Genomic DNA, 17,289 nt, shown 5'->3' with positions numbered 1-17,289 from the left:
CGCTTACGCTATTGATCTGTAACGGGGCGACCGCAAGATTTCGCCATGCGCAAGCTCACATACGTTCCCGGAGACTGCTTAGTCAGGCTTTCCCCCGTGTTTGATGTTCGGGGCAACCCGGGGCAAGTTGCGCAAACAGCAACTAAAGTTGCACCAGACGCAGAAGCAGTTGCGCATTTTTGATTCAAAGTTCGAAAATGGCGATTCAAAGCCAGATATCTTCGTTGCAATCCTCGAGTTTTGCGTTGCGGAGTCCGAAATTTCCGATTCAGAATGTGATGTGGGCGAGGCGCCGCGGGAGCGGCGTTCACGCGTTGCCGGGGGACTAGTCGCTTTCTTCCATCGATTGCGATCTCAGAGACGCGACACGGGTTCGCCAAAACGCCCGGCCTCCGATCGTCTTTTCCGCCTGGTCAAACGCTCGTAACGACCCCGGTCCTTCCGACGGTCCGTCCGATTTCTCGAAGGTCGCTCGATATCACCTGATTTTCCGCATTCAGCCAAGGGTTTGATTTCGATCAGCATCGAGGCCTGGTCGAAGGAAAGAATCTCTGCCGGCGCAGATTTGTCGCTTGCTCCGACCAGACGCATACTGGAATGGCTGGAACGTGTGTGCCGCGGGGGCCAGCGTAATGAACATTTTCCGGAGGATTGCTGATGCGTAGACCGATCACGCAACGCCGCGCTGAGCAAGCGGAGCAGCAGCGGGCGTATCGCTTGCAGCAGACTGCGTTGCGCAAACCGTCGCGTGACGATGTGGCGAGGGTGGCGCTCCACCTGATGATCACTGAAGCTCTGCGCACCCCGGATGCTAAATTCGGGTCGTGGTGTGATCACCTCGTTTTGCTCCTGGCAGCCCAGGGTTTCGACCGTGATGCTGCATATCGCCGAATTGACCAACTGGTGGAGCGCTACGCTGACGGCTGGCTAGCACAGCGCAAGCCTCATCTGGCACGGCCGGGCGCGGGTTGACGCCCAGCAGTTGGTGTATTCCCCCCGTTACTTCACCCAACGGCGTTGACGTCTGAATCGCCTTCCAGACTGCCGCTCGCAAGGTGCCTGGACTGTTTTCGGGCGGGCCGTGACGCACCTTCCGGAAGCACTTCCCCAGCCGCCGGCTTCATTCGGCCAGTATATCGAGTGGCTGTCGGATCTCCGGCCAGGCGTTGGATGCCGCAATGGGACGCTGGCTGGATGGTTGACCAGATGAGGCCAGCGAGCGGGCGGTCCACAAAATAGGATCTAGATCCTAGACAACCCTTTGGGATCCTGCCAGGTTCGCCCCAGGCAAAGGAGCGCACATGTCACCGTCCAGGTTTCCCCCGAAATATATCGAACGCATCATCGCTCTGCGGCCGGCCCTGCGCCGCCAGGCCACGTTTCTGATCGGTAGACGGACCCAGATCGGTGCCCCTGACGATTACGTACAGGACACGATGATCACTGCGCTGATGAGCGCGGATCGGTATGCCGAGGACAATCTGTCCGGCTGGTTGATGTCCATTCTGAACAGCCACATCCGGAATGCGCGCCGCCGCGCTCACGTCCGCACCTCGGTGCCACTGTCGCCGGTGACTACGGATGACGGCGATGCAGTAACGATCGACCTGCCGGTCGCCGCGCCCCAGGAACTCAGGCTTGACGTCGCCGATGCGTTGGCAGCGCTTTCTACGTTGCGGGTGGTCGATCAAGAGATCATCTATCTCGCGCGGATCGAAGAACTGTCGCATGACGAGATCGCGGCACGGCTCGGATTGCCGATCGGCACCCTGCATGCGCGGTTGTCCCGCGCAACCGCGCGGTTGCGCGCTGCATATGACGCAGAACCGGGCGGGCCGGAGACGCTGGGTTGCGCTCGTTCTCGTCGTGCCGCGTGAGAATGCCATCATGACCATGCAGATTTATCTGGTCGCCGGTCTCAACGGCGGCGGCGGCCGCAGCCTGACCGCTGCGCTGCTCGCGTACGGACTGCACTTACAGGATAGACCGACGATCCTGGTGCGACAGACCTACCATGGCCTTCTCTCGACGATTGAGCCGCTCGAGGCAACGCTACCGGTAACGTGCTGCGAGCTGATGCTGCCAGCCCCCTATGCGCTTCCGTCGGACCTCAGCGCCGGACTGGCGACCATGATCCACAGCGCCGACGCTCGCTTTGTGACCGCGTTGCGCGAGATGGCCATGGCCGAGGTCGGCAAAGACGGACATGTCGTAGTGGATCTATGCTGCAACGAGCGCGCCGCGAATGCCGCCACTATGCGCGATGCGTCAATGGTGCTGATACCGGCGCGCGCGTCGGTTCTAGAAATCGATTGGGCGGTGCGCACCTTCGCGCGGGCCCGCGACGTCCAGCGTTATCGTGATATCGCCGTGCCGACGCTCATCGCAACCATTGTTCCGGACAGCGGGCGTACCCACCAGATAGATGTGCTGGGTCGCATGCTGCGCGACTGCGATCCGCATCGCGAACTCCTGCCGGGTGAGCCGCGGGAGGTGGCAATCGAGGTCCCGTTCCTCGACGAGAGTACCCTGATGACGCTCTTCGACGAACGCTCGATCTGGCAGGATCCGCTTTTGAGCGCTCAATGCCGCGCCTTCGCGACAGCAGCGGCGGTTCGGGCCGATGCGTTCATGCTCATGCTGGCTGAAGATGACGGTGATCTTTGACGTTCAAGCGAACTCCGTCAGCCGCCCGTGGTCTCAACAGCATTGCTTGCCGGATGGGCGTGCCAAGGCAGGCAGCCTTGGTGCCTCCCCCCGGTTGACCCGTTCTGACCAACGAAAGACTTCCATGCTGACCAAAATGTTTCCATTTCTCGATCCAGTCCACATCACGCGCGCATTATCAGACCGGCTACAAGCGTTGGCCAAGGATTGCCTCATGCTCGAACATGACCTCACGTTCGTGACGGCGCGTTTGCGCACCGCACCAATGCTCGATTCCTATGTCCCCGTGCTCTCTCCGCTCGGCCTGCATCTCGTCGGCCAGGTCACGCAGCATCCGCTACTAGGATCGCCAGAATCGTCACTTCACAGGTCTGGGTTGCCGATCCGGAAGGACACTGGGCTCGAACTTTATCACGATTCTACCGGCTGGGACGCCCCGCCGATCCCGACGATTGCGATCGCATCCTCGCAACCTCGCCGTTTACGTTCGACGGCTGCGACGAAGCCGGCTGGTCCGGAGACGTCAATTGAACCACGACGACGACGACGGCAATGATGCCTTGAGCCCCCGTGAAGTCGATCCGGACACTGTCGCAAACGGCGCTGCGGCAGATTCAGCCGATAGCGAGTTGGAGCGTCTCAAAGGCCTGCCAAGAATTTTGCGATACGCTATGCTGTCCAAGGAAAACCGCGACGAAGTCGTCGCACAACGCCTAGTTGCGGAGATCGATGAACTCTGCCCAAATCTCCCGCAAAACGTCGTCTGGGCTGCCACCCAGGACGCCGAAAGCGGTCGCGCTCTCGCTGCCGAACTCGACCGCCTCGCTGTGATAGCGGACCTGCCGCTTTTGCGCAGCCTGAGTGACTGCGTTCGATTGCTGTCGCTGTCCGTGCCACACGATTTCGAAAGCTTCACAGCCTACCGGCGCGTCACGCGCGCCATGATCCACGCCCTGCATCAGGTTGCCGCACATCTCGAGGATCAGCAGTGCGCGGACCTCGAAGAATTAGTCTACGGTTTTGCCGCGCTGCCCGCCGCGAAAGGGTTGACCGATGGTACTCGCCATTGGCCGGCGATAAGCAGCGCGGTGTACCTGGGCGACCGGTCGGCGCGCCATCGCATCCGCGCCGCAGTCGTCAATGCGACGAACTATATCCGCCGTGACATGGAGACAAATCAGGCGGTCAGGCCATCGCATCAACCGGCCGCAGATTCCACAATGCGCGATCAGCTAACGATCGAGCCGATTGCTGAGCACCATGTGACCGTCGGGCGCATGTCTGAGACCGAGATGAAGGCCCTTAAACTTACAGAGCCGCTGAAACACGTTCTGCGAACTTCGTTGCCGCTCATCCATACACCTCCCCTCGACCGCGTCCGCGCGGCATTGTTCGCCGAATTTCCCTATGCCATCGATGTCATCGATTTCACACTTACAGACCTCGTCAGCCGTCCCACTGTGCGGTTGCGACCGCTGCTGCTCGTCGGCGAACCGGGCAGTGGAAAATCCCGATTCGCCCGCCGGCTAGGCGAGGTTTTGGGCTTGACTATCTGGCGCAATGACGCTGCACAATCAGACGGTAACACCTTTGCCGGCACCGATCGGCGATGGAACACGGCCCAACCATGCCATGCCTTCCTCGCGATTGCCCGGGGCAAAACCGCCAATCCTTTTGTATTGATCGACGAGATCGAAAAGACCAGCACGCGCAATGATTACGGTCGGTTGTGGGATTGTCTGCTTGGCCTGTTGGAGTCCGAAACAAGCGCTTGTTATCCGGATCCTGCATTGCAGATCCCGCTCGATCTAAGCCACGTGAACTACATTGCGACCGCCAACACAATTGATCCACTTCCCCTTCCGCTCCTCGACCGCTTCAGGATCATTGCGTTTCCAAAACCGACAATCCGGGATCTTGATGCGCTGTTGCCTGTGATGATCAGAGGTCTTGCCGCCGATCGCGGCATTGATAACCGCTGGATCACTCCGCTCGATGCCCATGAACTCGCCAGCGTCACTGCCGCGTGGCCCGGTGGATCCGTGCGTCATCTGCGACGTATTCTTGAGATTATCATTCAGACCCGCGATCGAATGGCGTCCAAGCATTGAAGTCTATTTCGCAACACGTCGACAAGAACTCTGGCCCGAAGCTGCCACCCAGGGAATTGCCATCCTGGTTAGATACTCGAGATGTTGCATTATCCGATCCGGAGCGCTGCAAACCGTCACGGCTCTTCAAAAACGCTTCAAGGAACGGACTTCGCTTCAGTGGATGAGCAGCAAGACGGCAGACGCAGGGCCTTCGATCTAGCTAGAAAGCAACAACAAATCATCCATGGCAGTGCCCCCCACACCGCCATTGAATCAATCACCCAACCATCGCGCAACAAATTTAATGGGTCCTGAGCCTGGCCGGTGACCGGCTGGCCCGATCTAGTGAACGCGAACTCGGACACTTGAAAAGCCGCGCAGCACGTTATTGATGGCGGGAACGGTCGCGCCGATCTCGAATCGCTCGACCTTTGGTACCAGCGCTGCCAGCACCGAGTGAATTTCCAGCCGCGCCAGATGCATGCCCGCGCAGGTGTGGACACCGTGGCCGTAGCCCACGTGGTCGTTGACCTTGCGGCGGACATCGAACGCTTCCGGGGCCTCCCATTTACGTTCGTCGCGATTGGCGGAGGCATAGAACAGCGCGACGCGCGACCCCGCCGGAATGCGGACGTCCTCAATGTCGTGATCGGCGGTCAACTGGCGTGTAAAGCCGCGGATCGGCGACTCCAGGCGCACGGCCTCATTGAGAGCGTTAGGAATCAGAGCCGGGTCGGCGCGGACCAGATCCCATTGTTCCGGAAACCTGCCGAACAGCCAGATGATGTTCGCCATGGCGAAGATGGTCGTGTCGAGGGCGGGACCGAGGTAATCGCGCATCAGCACCGGACAGCGTGACTCCGGAAAAAGACCGCGGTCGCTGGCATCGTAGATTTTGGAAATCCAGCTCCCCGGGCGAATCTTGTCGCGGGTTGCCTCGTTGATCACGTAGCTGCGCATTTCGCGGATGCTGTCCTGCGCAGCGGCACAACGATCGTTCGCGGCGCCGAGCATGTCGAAGGTCGCGGCAGCCCATTTCAGCATGTTCTGGCGGCCCTGCTCGGGCAGGCCGACGAGCTCGGATACGATATTGACCGGGATATGCTGGGCCAGATCGGTGACCGCATCGAAGTCTCGTTGCGCCACCAGCCGCTCGACCAGCGCGCCGGCCATTTCCTCGATCCGCGGGCGGATCAGCGCCAGCCGGCTTGGCAGCATCGGCGCGCCGATCACCTGCCGCATCGCGGTGTGGTCGGGTGGATCGCTGGCGATTGTGGTGCCCTTCGAGCCCTGGTTGGCCGCCTCGTTGGCGGCAACGCCTTCGGCAGAGGAGAACACCTTATGGGCGCGCAGGGATTCTCGCACGTCCTTGTAGCGCGCGATGGCATAGAGGTCGTTGCGGGGCAGCCAGACCACGGGACCGGCGTCCCGCAGCGCCTTGTAATGCGGGTAGGGCTCGGCCAGCACCTCATCGCTGTATAGATCGACGTCATAAGACGGAATCGCAGCGCCCATCGCGTCTTCTCCTCCCGGCATTATTCTTGATTTTGGCGCGGCATAGGGATCGATGCCGCGCCGTTTGTTATTCGGCAATCACGGGGTTACGCAGCACGCCGATCCCGGAGACTTCGACCTCGACGGTGTCGCCCGGCTTCATGAAAAGCGGTGGATTGCGCTTGAGGCCGACGCCTCCTGGCGTGCCGGTGACGATGACGTCACCCGGAAGCAGCGGCAGCATCGTCGAACAATAGGCAATCAGTTCGGGAATGCTGGTGATCAGCTTGTCTGTCGTCGTGCTCTGCACGGTCTGACCGTTCAGCCGGGTTTCCAGCGTCAGCGTGGTCGGGTCGGGGATTTCGTCCGACGTAACCAGCCAGGGACCGAAGGCGCCGGTGCCAGCGAAGGTCTTTCCCGCCAGGAACTGGGTGGTGTGGCGCTGCCAGTCGCGGATGCTACCTTCATTGTAGCAGGAATAGCCCGCGATATGGCTGAGCGCGTCGGCTTCCGAGATGTGCCGGCCGGCCTTGCCGATCACCACGGCGACCTCGCCCTCATAGTCGAACTGTTCGGAGACGGTCGGCTTGACCATGGGTTGCAAATGCCCGACCTGGCTGCCGGCGAAGCGCGCGAACAGCGACGGCTTCTCCGTCACGGCCCTGCCGACTTCGGCTACGTGATCGCGATAGTTCATCCCAACGCAGATGATCTTGTCGGGGTCCGGGATGACAGGCGCAAGCTGGATTTTTTCGAGCGAAAAATCCGCCTGCTCGGATGCGGCAAGCCTGGCGGCGTCCGCGAGTGCGTTGCCGGCCAGCAGTTGACGCAGCGTCGCGAAGCCGCGTTCGCTCAGTCGCCGGCCGAGGTCGACGACGCCTTTTTCCTTCACGACGCCGTAGGAGGAGCGGCCGTTTTCGACGAACGAGACGAGCTTCATGGGACTTCCTTTTGATATTCCGTTTCGAGGTGGAGAGTTGCCAAGAGCCGCAACTAGGACACCGGGCAGGGGGCGGAAACGAGTGCTCCCAGCAGTGTCGGGAGGTCGGCTTGATCGCGGACAAATCCGAGCACGTAGCGATCTGGTCGCACCAGAACGAGTCCGGCGTTGTTCTGCGACAGCCAGTCTTGCAGCGCCGGTACGGCATCGTCGACGAGGACGATGTCGGCATCGGCAATCTGGCGTCGCACATCGTCCGACAGCGCGGCGGAAACGGCGGGAGTTGCCAGCAGCGCAAACCGGTAGCCGATGCGCGCATCCAGTCGCGTGCCGTCGGCGAGTACGGGTTGCGGAGCAAGCTGTCCGGTCATCTCGCTTCGGCCTGCGCTCAGGCCGGCGCCCAGAAACGGCTTTGTCGATTCCATCCGCGGTGCGCCGTCGGCGTTGCGTTGGCCATTGGGCAACCCGGCCTCGATGGCCTTGGTGTTGATGACGCCGCCCAGCCTGATCGCCAGCTCGATATACTCTTGCACGTGCGGCGCGCGCTCGCTCTGATAGCTGTCGAGCAGCGCGTCGTTATCATCGCCCTTGACCACGCGTGCCAGCTTCCAGGCGAGGTTCGCCGCGTCGCGAATGCCGGCGCACATGCCCTGGCCGAGAAAGGGCGGCGTCTGATGTGCGGAGTCGCCGGCCAGCAGCAGGCGTCCTCCGCGCCAGCGCTCGGCGATCACCGAATGGAATGTGTAGACCGCCGCGCGCTCAAGCTCGGCATCGTCCGGCGTGATCCATTTCTGCAGCAGGTCCCACACCCGGGCCGGCGTGGTCATGGCCTGAGAATCCTCGTTGTCCCGCAGGGTGATTTCCCATCGACGGCGATTGCCGGTGCCACGCACATAGGTGGCCGGCCGCGCCGGATCGCAATGTTGCAGGCTGTAGTCGCCGAGATCGGGGCGCGGTCGCGTCAGCAGTGCGTCGATCACCAGCCATCGCTCGTGGAAGCCCAGGTCGAGCATGCCGGACCCGATCAGCCGGCGCACCAGCGAGCGTGCACCATCGCAGCCGACCACATACTTGGCGCGACAGCGCGACAGGCGCCCGTTGGCGAGGTCCTCGAAGCGGACCGTGACGCCGTCCGCGTCGCAATCCAGCGCGAAGACGTCGCAGCGGCTGCGGACGGTCACGCTCGGCCACCTGGCCAGGCCGGCGCGCAACACCCGCTCCAGGTCGGGTTGGTGGAAGCGATAACTCGGGTGCCAGCCCATTGCCGAGATGTGGGCGGGGCGCGACCAGTCGAGGATCATTTTGCCGTTTGCATCGACGAAATGCATGCCGGGCGACAGAATGACGTCGCGGGCGATCTGGTCGCTGAGACCGATCGTCTCGAACACCCGCATGACCTCGTCGTCGAAGTGGACCGCGCGGGGCAGGTGGTAGGCGTCGGCCTCGCGCTCGAGGACAAGCGTGCGGATGCCGCAAAGGCCGAGCAGGTTTGCCAGCGTCGAACCGACCGGGCCCAGCCCGACGATGACGATGACGATGTCGGTGTTGGCGTCAGATGCTGCAGGATTGTTGTGTACCATGCGTCATCTGTTTCGCAGCTACCGCGGCCGTTCAACCCCATCGCCACATTTGTCCGCGCAGCGGACAGCGTGATCGGCCGACTGCTCGTCATGCTCGATGCGGCGATGGGTGTCGTGCTGCAAGCCCCGGCGGAGCCGACAGGGGCTGGCCGAGCGCAGAGCTCGGCAAGAGTCCGCCACGCGGACAAACTACGCAATTGGTTATTTTTATCGAGGGTTGTCGTTTAGCGGTAGCAGTGGAAACGCCGAGCACAGGCGCAAAACACAACGCTTCGAGGAGGACTCCGTGACGTCTCATTTCGACAGGTTTTCGTTTGTGATGGCGCTTGGGCTCGTGATCTGCCCGATCGGTGCAAAAGCCGACGTCAACATCGGCGTGCTGGTGTCGTCGACCGGCCCCGCTGCCACGATAGGCAATGCGGAAAAGAATGGCGCAGGTTTTGGTCCCGCCGAAATCGCCGGGCAGAAGGTCAATTACATCGCAGTCGATGAAGCCTCGGATACGACGGCGGCCGTGACCGGGATGCGCAAGCTGATCCAGGAATCCAATATCGACATTTTGATCGGGCCGACCACCACTCCGGGCTCGTTTGCGATCATCGATACGGCGGCCGAAGCCAAGGTCCCGATGATCACTCTGGCGCCGACCAATGCGTTGGTGTCTCCCGTCGACGCGAAGCGGCGCTGGGTGTTCAAGACCACGCCGAACGATGAGCACGAAGCCACGCCGCTGTTCGAGAATATGAAGAAGTCCGGCGTCAAGCGCCTTGCGGTGATCGGCTTTGCGGATCCGTATGGCGAAGCCTGGAGCAAGGTTGCTGCCGAGCTTTCCAAGAACGCCGGCATCGAGATCGTGGCTGATGAAAAATATGCCCGTACCGATACCAGCGTGGTCGGCCAGGTCCTGAAGATCGTCGCGGCCAAGCCGGACGCCGTATTGATCGCGGCGTCTGCAGCGCCTGCGGCATTGCCGGTGCTGCAATTGCGCGAGAAGGGCTATCGCGGCGCGCTATACGGCACGCTGGGGGCGACCTTCGGCGATTTCCGCAAGCTGACGGGGACAAAGAGCGAAGGCATCTTCGTGCCGCTGAGCCCGACCATAGGTGCGGAATCGTTCCCCGACAGCTATCCCGCCAAGAAGGCGGCCCTGGAGTTCATCGCCAAATACGAAGGCAAGTATGGCGTCGACACCCGGAATATCTTTGCCGGGTCGGCCTATGACGCGGTGATCCTGGTCGAGCGGGCCGTTCCCGCCGCGATCAAGGCCGGCAAGCCCGGCACCGCGGAATTCCGCGAGGGATTGCGGACAGCGATCGAAAACCTGAAGGGCGTCATGGGATCGCGCGGCGAATACAACATGAGCCCGACCTATCATACCGGGCTCGAGCAGAGCTCGCTGCTGCTCGGCAAACTCGATAAGGGCAAGTGGGTGCTGGTCCAGTAACCGTCATTACGTTCTCCACGACACCGCCTCCGGCATCGGCCGATGGCGGTGTCGTGCCTGCCGCGGCTTCGCCCCGCCGCTGATGACCAATTGTGAATCGCATCGCCCATGAATTTCGACATTGCCCTGATGCTCGCCCAGGACGGGATCGTGAACGGTGCGATCTATGCCTTGCTGGCAATGTCAACCGTGCTCGTGTTCCAGATCACGCGGGTGATTTTCATTCCGTCCGGAACATTCGTGGCGTTCGCCGCGCTGACGCTGGCTGCACTGCAGGCTGGCAAATGCCCGGCGACGGTCTGGCTGCTGGTCGGAGGCGGCCTTGCCGTTGCCGCGCTCGATATCTATCAGCGGCAGTGGCGCACGTGCGGCGATCTCGCTGCCATCCTGTTCTGGAATGTCGGATATCCGCTCGCGCTGGCGGCGCTGCTGCAGGTGGTGAAGACCGACGACTGGCCGGTCCTGGCGCAGGGTGCCTTGTGTTGCCTGATCCTGGTGCCGCTGGGACCGGTGATGTATCGCCTTGTCTACGCGCCGGTCGCAGCCGCCAGCGTTCTCGTGCTGCTGATCGTCTCCATCGCCGTTGACGTTGCGCTGGTCAGCTTCGGCCTGCTGGTGTTCGGGTCGGACGGCATGCGGGCGCCGTCGATGATCGACGTTGACTTTGCGCTCGGACCGTTGACCATCACCGGCCAGTCGCTGGTCATTCTCGGAACCTCCGTCGCGCTGATCGCAGGTCTCTACGTCTTCTTCGAACATACGCTCGAGGGCAAGGCGCTGCGCGCCACCGCCGTCAACCGCGTCGGCGCCCGGCTGATGGGCATCGCCACCGGGAAATCCGGCAAGCGCGCCTTTGCACTGGCGGTGTTCATCGCGGTCTGCGCCGGGCTGCTCGCCGCGCCGACCACGACGATCTATTACGACACCGGATTTCTGATCGGACTGCGCGGCCTGGTTGGCGCCATTTTCGGCGGGCTCGCGAGCTATCCGCTGGCGGCCTTGGGCGCGATCCTCCTTGGCCTGATCGAGTCCGTGTCCGCTTTCGAGGCATCCTCCTTCAAGGAGGTCATCGTCTTCTCGCTGCTGATTCCGGTGCTGCTCGCCCGAACGCTGCTGACCGATGATCCGGGGCACGAAGAAGAATGATTCATCCGCGCATCCTGGTCCTCGTTTTCGTTGCCGTTGTGGGCGTCGCCCCCTTCGTGCTGTCGCCATTCTCGGTGACGATCCTCAACTATATCGGTCTGTATTCGCTGGCGACGCTCGGCCTTGTGCTGCTCACCGGCGTCGGCGGCCTCACTTCGTTCGGCCAGGCGGCGTTTGCAGGCCTCGGTGCCTACTCCACGGCTTGGTTGACCGCCGCCTATGGCCTGTCGCCGTGGCTGACCCTGGTGATCGGCCTGCTGTTCACGCTTGGCGTCGGTTCGATCATCGGCTTCGCGACGCTGAAACTATCCGGGCATTATCTGCCGCTCGCGACCATCGCCTGGGCGGTCAGCCTGTATTTCATGTTCGGAAATCTGCAGACGCTGGGTGGCCACACCGGCATGGGCGGTTTGCCTCCCGTCACCATCGGGACATTCGCACTGAGCGACAATTCGGCGTTCTACTATCTGATCTGGGTCGCGGTGCTGGGCGCGCTGTGGCTGTCGAGCAACCTGCTGGATTCCCGCCCGGGCCGCGCCATGCGCGCGCTCAAGGGCGGCATCGATGTGGCCGAGGCGATGGGCGTCAACACCCAGCGCAGCAAGCTGATCGCGTTCCTGATTGCAGCCGGTCTCGCCAGCGTGTCGGGCTGGCTCTATGCCCACATGCAGCGCTTCGTGAATCCGACGCCGTTCGGCCTGCAGATCGGAATCGAATACCTGTTCATGGCCGTGCTCGGCGGCGCCGGCCATATCTGGGGCGCGGTGCTGGGTGCTGGCGTCGTCACCTTGCTCAAGCAAAAACTGCAGGACGTGCTGCCGCACCTCGCCGGCAGCCAGGGCAATCTCGAGGGCATCGCCTTCGGGCTGATTATGGTGCTGGTGCTGCAGCGCGCCAAGGATGGCCTGTGGCCGTGGATCGCCCGCGTCGCGGTCAAGCGGCAACCCCGCGCAATCGATGCGACCGCGGCCGACCTGCCGACGCGCGAGAAGGTCGATACGCGCGCGCCGCTGCTGCAGGTCGACGGCGTCAGCAAGCGCTTCGGCGGCCTGACCGCCGTTCGCGACATGAGTCTCGATATCTCCCGCGGCGAGATCCTTGGCCTGCTCGGTCCGAACGGCGCCGGCAAGAGCACGATGTTCAATCTGATTGCCGGCAGCCTGGGCATCAGCGGCGGCACCGTGACCTTCAACGGAGAACGGATCGACGGACTGCGGCCGCCGGCCATCGCCCGGCGCGGCATCAGCCGGACGTTCCAGCATGTTCGGCTGCTGCCGGACATGACCGTGCTCGACAACGTTGCCCTCGGCGCGCATCTGCGCGCATCGCAAGGCGTGCTGGTGTCGGCGCTGCACGCCGAACGGGGACGCGAAGAGATGCTGATGAAGGAGGCGGCACGCCAGATCGCGCGCGTCGGCCTCGGCGCGCATATCAACGATCTCGCCGGTTCGCTGTCGCTCGGTCAGCAGCGCATTCTCGAAATCGCCCGTGCGCTCGCCGCCGATCCGCTGCTGCTGCTGCTCGATGAGCCGGCCGCCGGCCTGCGGCTGAAGGAGAAGGAGGCGCTGTCCGATCTGCTCAAGAGCCTGCGCAGCGAAGGCCTCGCCATCCTGCTGGTCGAGCACGACATGGATTTCGTGATGAACCTCGTGGACCGCCTCGTGGTCATGAGTTTTGGCGAGAAGATCGCCGCGGGGACGCCTGTGGAGGTGCAGCAGAACGAGCGCGTCATCGAAGCCTATCTCGGGAGTGTCGCATGAACGTCCCCCTCCTGCAGGTCCGCGATCTCAGCGTATCCTACGGCCAGATCGAGGCCGTGCGCGCGGTCTCGCTCAGCGTGGATGCCGGCGCCATTGTCACGGTGATCGGGCCGAACGGCGCGGGGAAGACGACGCTGCTGTCCACCATCATGGGTCTGCTGCCGCGCCAGTCCGGCCAGATCAGCTTCCGCGGCCAGCCGGATGCCGGCGAACATGTGGAGTGGCTGGTCGCCGAGGGTATGTCGCTGGTGCCGGAAACCCGGCAGTTGTTCACCACCATGAGCGTGCAGGACAATCTGCTGCTCGGGCATTATCCGCGGCGGGCCGCGCGCGGCGATCTCGCCGCCTCGTTCGATCGGGTCTATGGCATCTTTCCCCGGCTCAAGGAACGCCGGTCGCAATTGGCAAAGACGCTATCGGGCGGCGAACGCCAGATGCTGGCGCTCGGCCGCGCGCTGATGTCGCAACCCAAACTGCTGCTGCTGGACGAGCCCAGCCTTGGCCTGGCGCCGCTGATCGTGCGCGAGATTTTCCGTGTCATCGCCGACCTCAGACGCACCGGCGTCGGCATCCTGCTGGTGGAGCAGAACGCACGCGCGGCGCTCCAGGTCGCGGACTACGGATACGTCATGGAGACCGGCGAAATTTCCTTCGAGGGGCCGGCCGCGGCGCTGGCCGACAATCCGCGCATCGTCGCATCCTATCTGGGCGCCGGCCGTGCCGTTGCGCCCAAGACCGCTTGATTTTCGTCGGTCATCCGAACAATGCCGGCTGCTTCTCGGAAGCCGCGAGAGGACTCTCTTCGTTGCACGGGGTGCTAGATGCTGACCGGAATGGCGGCGGCCGTCTCCTGCATCGGCTGCGCGAACTGCGCTATGGCTTCCTCCAGCTTGAGGGCGGCGCTGATCCAGATCACGGAAATGCAGCCGAGCACCAGGTCGTCGCGGACGATCGGCACCGCGATGCTTGAGGTCTTGATGTTGAATTCGCCTTCGCTGCGCACTGCGTAACCGCGCTCCGCCGTCTCCGCCATCATGCGTTCGAAACGTCCTGGCTCCAGATAGGGGCCGTCGGCGGGATCGTCGATCCGCCGCAGGTGCTTGACGATCACGTCACGCTCGGACCCGGGACATGACGCCAGGTAGGCGCGGCCGGCGGAGGTGCGCAGCATCGGCAGCCGCCGCCCGATCATGGCCCGATCGATCGAGAGCGGACTGCGCGCATGGGTCGTCTCCTGGATCACCATCGCCGCATTCTCATAAGTCGACAGGTCCATCGGCCAGATCAGCCGCTTGCTGAGGTCGCTGATGAAGGGCGCCGCCGCCTGGCAAATGACCACGCTGGGGTCGTAGCCGTCGCCCAGGTTGCTGGCGCGGCGGGTCACCCGGAACCGTTCGTCGGACGAACTGCGGGCGATGTAGCCGAGCTCTTCCAGCGTCTCCAGCAGCCGATAGACGGTCGGTCGCGCCAGTTGAAGCCGCTGAGCGACTTCGCCGGCACGAATGCCGCCGGAGCGATTGACCTCCTGCAGCACGTCGAGCCCGCGCTTGAAGGCGCGAACGCCTTCCGTTCTTCTGGCTTTCTGGTCAGGCATCATCATCTCTGCTTAGGGCGGCGCGCCGCGTCATCGCAGCTCGAATCCGCAACATTAGCCGGAATCTGCGATAAAATATCGGAGTGAGCATGCCAGCGGCAATCGCATCGTCCGCTTACCGGACACATTGCGCGAGCCGATTGCCGGGCGTCGTCCGTCCCGTATTCTGCAAACAGGCGCGATGCGCTTTCGCGCCGCAACAACAGATCGCCGATTACGGAGGCTCCGATGGAACTCAAATCCCTGGGATATATCGGAATTCAATCTGCCAAACTTGACGACTGGAGCAATCTGGCGACGCGGCTGCTGGGTATGCAGGAAGTCGACCGCGGCGGTAAGTTGCGTGCGTTCCGCATGGACGACCGCAAGCAGCGTCTCGTGGTGGATGGCGATCACGACAACGGTCTCGGTTTCCTTGGTTGGGAAGTCGACCACAAATCCGATCTGCAATCGATCGCGGCGCGTTTCGAGTCCCACGGCACAGCGGTGACCGCGGGCAGCCGCGCGCTGGCCGACGCGCGCCACGTCGCCGAGCTGATCTCCTTCGCCGATCCCGGCGGCAACCGGATCGAGATCTTCTGGAAGCCCGAACTCGCCAGCGAACCGTTCGTCCCCGGACGCCCGATCAGCGGATTTCGGACCGGGCCGCTCGGCATGGGCCATGCGGTGCTCAATGTCGACGATATCGAGCCGATGCTCGCCTTCTACCGCGATCTGCTCGGATTCCATGTCAGCGATTACGGGCTGACACCGTACAAGCTGTATTTCTTCCATCTCAACGGACGCCACCACAGCTTTGCCATGGTGGAATCCGGCAAGCGCAGCATGCATCATTTCATGGTCGAACTCGGCAGCCTGGATGACGTCGGCCAAGGCTACGATCTCGCCCAGCCGGACGAGGGCCGCGTTGCCTACACGCTTGGACGCCACACCAACGACCACGTCACCTCGTTCTATTCCCACACGCCGTCCGGCTTTTTCATCGAATACGGCTGGGGCGGACGGGTGATCGATCCGGAGACGTGGCAACCCCACGAAACCTTCGACGGCCCGAGCCTCTGGGGCCACGAGCGACTTTATATGCCGGAGGATATGCGTGGCAGGTTGCGCAACATGCGACTCGACGCTGCCGCCCGAGGCGTCCAAGTGCCGGATCCGTCGGTGCCGCCGCTCAATTGTCCCTGGCTGGATTCGGTGATCGCGCGCGAGTGATCGCGGCGCCGTCGGGTTGCCCGATCGCGCGTTGCAAGACCGTCCGGTTTCGACTGAACATCCGCAGGACGGATGAACGTGGCTGCGTGCGGTCGCCCGAACCCCCGCGATAAGTCCAGCCGGAGGCGATTTTCACCCAAATCTGGTCAGGGGTAGCAGAAATCACTCCTTGAGCGCTGTCGTCGGCAACTTCCTTCTTAATTCCCGCGCTCTATGGACCGCCCCCCGGCGGCGGCATAAGTCTGTGTCGATATTGATGAATTTGGATCGGCCGGGGAATTTGCATGCTCGATATATCGGTTTCTGCCGGATTTGTGATGGGCATTGCCTTCGGTGTGATCGGCCTGTTGAGCGGTTTTTGCCTCTCCAGCGGTCTGCGTGACTGGTGGAACGCGAATGACGGCCGCAAAATTCGCAGCTATGCCGTCGCTTTGGCCGTGGCGATTGCCGGCGCGCAGGTCCTTGCGGCAGCGGGTGTCGTGGAGATCGGCAAGTCGCTGTATCTGCAGCCGTCGTTTTCGCCGCCGTTGATTTTCGTAGGCGGGCTGCTGTTCGGCCTCGGCATGATCCTGTCGAACGGATGCGCGTCGCGTGCGCTGGTGTTGCTGGGCAACGGCAATCTGCGGTCGCTGGTGGTTCTGGTGATCATCGGGATCGCGGCCCAGATGACGCTGAAAGGCCTGCTCGCGCCGTCGCGCCTTGCGATCATGCAATGGACCCAGATTTCGCCAGCGACCGTGTCGGCACCGGCCTTGCTGGCGTCGATCGGGATTGGCGATACCGCAGCCCGTATCGTTGCGACGCTGATCGGCAGCGGAGCGCTTCTGGCGTTTGCATTTTCCGACCGGCAGTTCCGTCGTTCGCGCGCGCAGATCGCGACGGGGCTTGCCATCGGTCTGCTGGTGACGGCGGGATGGCTGACCACAGGCTGGCTCGGCGCTGACGAGTTCAACCCGATCCCCGTGACCTCGCTGACCTTCATCGCCCCCGTTGCCGACACGTTGCAGTATGCGATGCTGTCGACCGGGCTCTCGCTGAACTTCGGCATTGCCGTCGTACTCGGCGTCCTGACCGGCAGCGTCGCGACCTCGCTGCTCACCGGACGCTTTCGCGTCGAGGGATATGCCTCGGCCGATCACATGATGCGCTCGATGTCGGGTGCGGCGCTGATGGGGATCGGCGGCGCCATGGCCTATGGCTGTTCGGTGGGGCAGGGCCTGACCGGCCTCTCGACGCTGTCGATCTCGTCGGCCATCGCAGTTGCTGGAATCCTGACCGGTGCGGCAGTGGGCCTGCGACGCCGCGCGGTGGCGCCGGCGCTGGTCGCCCAATAGCGTTCAGCGCAACAGCCTGACCGCG

Annotated in this window: 15 protein-coding genes; 11 read left to right on the top strand and 4 right to left on the bottom strand. The window is 62.9% G+C overall.

What is annotated here, in order from left to right:
• Positions 1–657 precede the first annotated feature (657 nt).
• From ACUXVA_RS30175 to ACUXVA_RS30155, 5 genes are all read left to right on the top strand, one after another.
• Complete coding sequence (locus ACUXVA_RS30175; RefSeq protein ID WP_265082258.1) at positions 658–972, top strand: hypothetical protein; 315 nt, start codon at positions 658–660, stop codon at positions 970–972.
• Positions 973–1,301: 329 nt separating this feature from the next.
• The gene (locus ACUXVA_RS30170; protein ID WP_265082259.1) at positions 1,302–1,877 is read left to right on the top strand and encodes an RNA polymerase sigma factor; all 576 of its coding nucleotides are present in this window, start codon (positions 1,302–1,304) and stop codon (positions 1,875–1,877) included.
• Positions 1,878–1,887: 10 nt separating this feature from the next.
• The gene (locus ACUXVA_RS30165; RefSeq protein ID WP_445489920.1) at positions 1,888–2,667 is read left to right on the top strand and encodes a hypothetical protein; all 780 of its coding nucleotides are present in this window, start codon (positions 1,888–1,890) and stop codon (positions 2,665–2,667) included.
• A 345-nt stretch (positions 2,668–3,012) separates the two neighbouring features.
• Positions 3,013–3,198: a DUF6634 family protein gene (locus tag ACUXVA_RS30160; RefSeq protein ID WP_445493291.1), complete on the top strand. Its 186-nt coding sequence runs from the start codon at positions 3,013–3,015 to the stop codon at positions 3,196–3,198.
• The gene (locus ACUXVA_RS30155; protein WP_445489918.1) at positions 3,195–4,778 is read left to right on the top strand and encodes an AAA family ATPase; all 1,584 of its coding nucleotides are present in this window, start codon (positions 3,195–3,197) and stop codon (positions 4,776–4,778) included. The genes ACUXVA_RS30160 and ACUXVA_RS30155 overlap by 4 nt, the downstream gene beginning before the upstream one ends.
• Positions 4,779–5,102: 324 nt before the next feature.
• On the opposite strand, the gene ACUXVA_RS30150 is transcribed toward ACUXVA_RS30155, so the two are convergent.
• The 3 genes from ACUXVA_RS30150 to mhpA form a co-directional block, all read right to left on the bottom strand.
• Complete coding sequence (locus ACUXVA_RS30150; protein ID WP_445489916.1) at positions 5,103–6,275, bottom strand: cytochrome P450; 1,173 nt, start codon at positions 6,273–6,275, stop codon at positions 5,103–5,105.
• 67 nt (positions 6,276–6,342) lie between these two features.
• Positions 6,343–7,194 carry a fumarylacetoacetate hydrolase family protein gene (locus ACUXVA_RS30145; protein ID WP_445489914.1) on the bottom strand — a complete coding sequence of 284 codons (852 nt, stop codon included), beginning with the start codon at positions 7,192–7,194 and terminating at the stop codon, positions 6,343–6,345.
• Between the two features lie 53 nt (positions 7,195–7,247).
• Positions 7,248–8,774 (bottom strand): bifunctional 3-(3-hydroxy-phenyl)propionate/3-hydroxycinnamic acid hydroxylase MhpA, encoded by a 1,527-nt coding sequence (gene mhpA, locus ACUXVA_RS30140; protein WP_445489912.1) that lies wholly within the window; start codon positions 8,772–8,774, stop codon positions 7,248–7,250.
• A gap of 286 nt (positions 8,775–9,060) precedes the next feature.
• Between mhpA and ACUXVA_RS30135 the strand changes: the two genes are divergently transcribed.
• The 4 genes from ACUXVA_RS30135 to ACUXVA_RS30120 all read left to right on the top strand — a co-directional run bounded on the left by ACUXVA_RS30135 (position 9,061) and on the right by ACUXVA_RS30120 (position 13,867).
• Complete coding sequence (locus ACUXVA_RS30135; RefSeq protein WP_265082264.1) at positions 9,061–10,218, top strand: ABC transporter substrate-binding protein; 1,158 nt, start codon at positions 9,061–9,063, stop codon at positions 10,216–10,218.
• 108 nt (positions 10,219–10,326) lie between these two features.
• Positions 10,327–11,364 (top strand): branched-chain amino acid ABC transporter permease, encoded by a 1,038-nt coding sequence (locus tag ACUXVA_RS30130; RefSeq protein WP_445489909.1) that lies wholly within the window; start codon positions 10,327–10,329, stop codon positions 11,362–11,364.
• A complete protein-coding gene (locus ACUXVA_RS30125) occupies positions 11,361–13,124 on the top strand; it encodes a branched-chain amino acid ABC transporter ATP-binding protein/permease (RefSeq protein WP_445489907.1) in 1,764 nt (587 codons plus the stop codon). The genes ACUXVA_RS30130 and ACUXVA_RS30125 overlap by 4 nt, the downstream gene beginning before the upstream one ends.
• Positions 13,121–13,867 carry an ABC transporter ATP-binding protein gene (locus tag ACUXVA_RS30120; RefSeq protein WP_265082267.1) on the top strand — a complete coding sequence of 249 codons (747 nt, stop codon included), beginning with the start codon at positions 13,121–13,123 and terminating at the stop codon, positions 13,865–13,867. The genes ACUXVA_RS30125 and ACUXVA_RS30120 overlap by 4 nt, the downstream gene beginning before the upstream one ends.
• Positions 13,868–13,941: 74 nt before the next feature.
• Here the strand turns inward: ACUXVA_RS30120 and ACUXVA_RS30115 are convergent, their stop codons facing one another.
• Positions 13,942–14,718 carry a DNA-binding transcriptional regulator gene (locus ACUXVA_RS30115; RefSeq protein ID WP_265082268.1) on the bottom strand — a complete coding sequence of 259 codons (777 nt, stop codon included), beginning with the start codon at positions 14,716–14,718 and terminating at the stop codon, positions 13,942–13,944.
• Between the two features lie 228 nt (positions 14,719–14,946).
• On the opposite strand from ACUXVA_RS30115, the gene ACUXVA_RS30110 reads away from it, so the two are divergent.
• A complete protein-coding gene (locus ACUXVA_RS30110; protein ID WP_445489904.1) occupies positions 14,947–15,930 on the top strand; it encodes a VOC family protein in 984 nt (327 codons plus the stop codon).
• Positions 15,931–16,214: 284 nt separating this feature from the next.
• The gene (locus ACUXVA_RS30105; protein ID WP_445489902.1) at positions 16,215–17,264 is read left to right on the top strand and encodes a YeeE/YedE family protein; all 1,050 of its coding nucleotides are present in this window, start codon (positions 16,215–16,217) and stop codon (positions 17,262–17,264) included.
• Positions 17,265–17,289 lie beyond the last annotated feature (25 nt).

It is taken from the genome of Rhodopseudomonas sp. RCAM05734 (assembly GCF_052658035.1).
Note: the sequence above shows the minus strand (reverse complement) of the source record. Positions and strands in the feature narration are given on the sequence as shown.